The sequence below is a fragment of the Pseudomonas sp. P5_A2_2 genome, from assembly GCF_054177685.1.
In genome coordinates this window covers 1-2,265 of the sequence record NZ_JBGCUL010000738.1, presented here as the reverse complement: position 1 = coordinate 2,265, position 2,265 = coordinate 1, and the positions used below count along the sequence as shown (strand labels likewise).

General features: G+C 58.7%; 3 protein-coding genes and 1 pseudogene. 2 read left to right on the top strand and 2 right to left on the bottom strand.

Annotated features, from left to right (window positions below; translation table 11 throughout):
- Both ACXRVY_RS25000 and ACXRVY_RS24995 read left to right on the top strand, forming a co-directional pair.
- Nucleotides 1-151: pseudogene (locus ACXRVY_RS25000) on the top strand (LysR family transcriptional regulator); the annotation flags it as partial.
- A 55-nt stretch (nt 152-206) separates the two neighbouring features.
- Nucleotides 207-572, top strand: coding sequence for a 5-carboxymethyl-2-hydroxymuconate Delta-isomerase (locus ACXRVY_RS24995; RefSeq protein ID WP_223461979.1), 366 nt, complete (start codon nt 207-209; stop codon nt 570-572).
- A gap of 3 nt (nt 573-575) precedes the next feature.
- Here ACXRVY_RS24995 and ACXRVY_RS24990 read toward each other — a convergent pair whose 3' ends face one another.
- Together ACXRVY_RS24990 and ACXRVY_RS24985 are read right to left on the bottom strand one after the other, a co-directional pair.
- The gene (locus tag ACXRVY_RS24990) at nt 576-1,514 is read right to left on the bottom strand and encodes a LysR family transcriptional regulator (RefSeq protein WP_223461981.1); all 939 of its coding nucleotides are present in this window, start codon (nt 1,512-1,514) and stop codon (nt 576-578) included.
- Between the two features lie 114 nt (nt 1,515-1,628).
- Nucleotides 1,629-2,265 (bottom strand): EamA family transporter (locus ACXRVY_RS24985; RefSeq protein WP_458238518.1); only part of this gene is annotated, 637 nt, incomplete at its 5' end.

Sequence of the window (2,265 nt, the reverse complement as noted above, 5' to 3'; positions counted from 1 at the left end):
GTTCAAGGAACCCTTTCCAATCCAGACACCCACCCTGGACCTGTCCATGGTCTGGCTCAGTCATGTTGACGCCGACCCCGCCGAGCGTTGGTTGCGCTCGCGTCTGGAGGCGTTCATGAGTGAGCGTGCCGTTTTGCCGCTGCCCGAATGAACAGCGGCGTTGTGTTATATGTTCGATCCGTCCCCCCCCTTACAGGAACCAACTCATGCCTCACCTGCACATGGAATACACCGCCAACCTGACTGACTTGAATGCCGATGTGGCATTGATGCGGTTGAACAATACGTTGGTGGGTTCCGGTCAATTTTCTGCCGAATTTGACATCAAGAGCCGCGCGGTCATGGTCGAGACATTCAAGGTTGGCACGGCATTGGCTGAGCGGGCATTCGTGCATGTGAAGCTGGCGCTGTTGAGTGGTCGTTCCGCACAGATCAAGAAACAGCTCTCCGAAAGCCTGCTGGAGGTGGTTCAGGGCCTGTGTGAGTGGCCGAGTGGCGTTGAGGTCCAGTTGTGCGTGGAAATTCTCGACATCGATCGCGATTCCTACAGCAAGACCGCCATCAACAACTGAGTATCAGGCCGTTTCCTGCTCGATGCTGGTCTGGATCACCTGCTCTCGCAGCCAGGTGTTGGCGCTGTCCTGATCAGCACCCTGATTCCACTGCATGTCGAGGGTGAAACCCGGCAAGCCTTTGGGCGCTTCACAGTGATTGAAGGTGTCTGTGTTGGCCAGAAGTCGCTGGATGCGCCGGGGCAGGGTCAGGGCATAGTCGGTGCCGGCAATCAGCTTCAGCGCTGCGCTGTAGCTGTTGGCGCGTGCGACGATCTGGCGCTGTTGTCCTTGCTGCGCAAGCCAGCCGTCGACCATGTTGGTGGCGGACGTCCAGGGTGTCGGGAACACGTGTCGACGGTCGACATAGGTTTGCAGACTCAAGCGTTGTTCCGCCGGCGTGGCGCGTTTGTCGAAAACACACACCAGATCGTCTTCGAGCAGCGTCCGGGATTTGAAGTCGACGTGACTGCGATGAAAGTGCGGGCCGAAGCACATCACCAGGTCGAGGCTGCCTTCGCGCAACGCTTCGGCAGGGATATCGGCTTCGAGTTTGAACACATTGACCATCACTGGAAGATCGGCGAGGTCGAAGCGTTTCAGCAGGCGCGGCAGGATCAACTGTTCGAAATATTCCGGTGCGCAGATGTTGAAGGTCACGGGTTTCAGGCCGGGGTCGAACGTGGGTGGGCCGGCGTGACACAGGTTGATACTTTCGAGGATTTTAAGCAGGTGAGGRTACATCGCGCCGGCCTTGCAGGTGGGCTGCATGCCGCCGGTGCGGGTATTGATGAACAGTTCGTCACCGAAACAGGTGCGCAGTTTTTTCAGGCAGTAACTTACCGTGGACTGGCTGACGCAGAGCGTCTCGGATACGCCGGTGACGCTGTTTTGCTCGTACACGGCGACGAACACCATGAGGTCCTGCATGTCGAGTTTTCTAAGCGAATTACTGTTCAGCATCCATTGCGTCTCGCTGCGTCCCTTGCACTGACCGTGCGCAAGGATGAGCGAAAGATCCTAGCGGAATGAGCGAGCAGGGAGAATGCCTTGCAGGACGTTTCGCCCAAGCCCGTGTCAGCCCTGGACCATCGCCGACACGGCGCGGCGGCTGGACATCAACAGCGCGAACATGCCGATGCCCACCAGCATTGCGCCGGCCAACTCCAGCGGCAGGGGCATCTGGCGCCCCCATAGCCAATGAAACAAGGTGATGAACAGCGTGCTCAGGTAGATGTAGGAAATCACCGAGGATGGCGCGATCACGCCGATGGCCCGATGCAGCAGCCAGAACGTCGCCAGGGTAGCGAACACCGCCAGGTACATCAGCCAATAGAAATCGTTGAGCGTCAGTAATGATGCCGAGCGCCAACCGCCACTCAAGCCACAGAACGCCAGCAGAAACAGCGCACCGAACAGCATGTTCCAGAACGTCATTGGCACCGGCCCGCGCCCCTTGAGGCTATTGGCTTTCAGGCGTTGGCTGAGGGGAGCGTATAGCGCCATTGCCAGGCAACCGATGCCGTACACGGTCAATGCATACAGCGATGGCAACTCGCCGGGGCCGGTGCCTTTCATGATCAGCAAAACCGCCCCGGCAGCGGCGAGCAGCATCGGCACAATCCGTTGTTTCAGGTTACCGTCAGGTGTCAGCACGGCCTCGAAAACCAGGGTCATCAGCGGCACCAGCGTGAACATCGTCCCGGTGTTGACG

Excerpts from the sequence above, each read along its gene's own strand:
- ACXRVY_RS24995 (WP_223461979.1), top strand. The coding sequence starts at position 207 with ATGCCTCACCTGCACATGGAATACACCGCCAACCTGACTGACTTGAAT.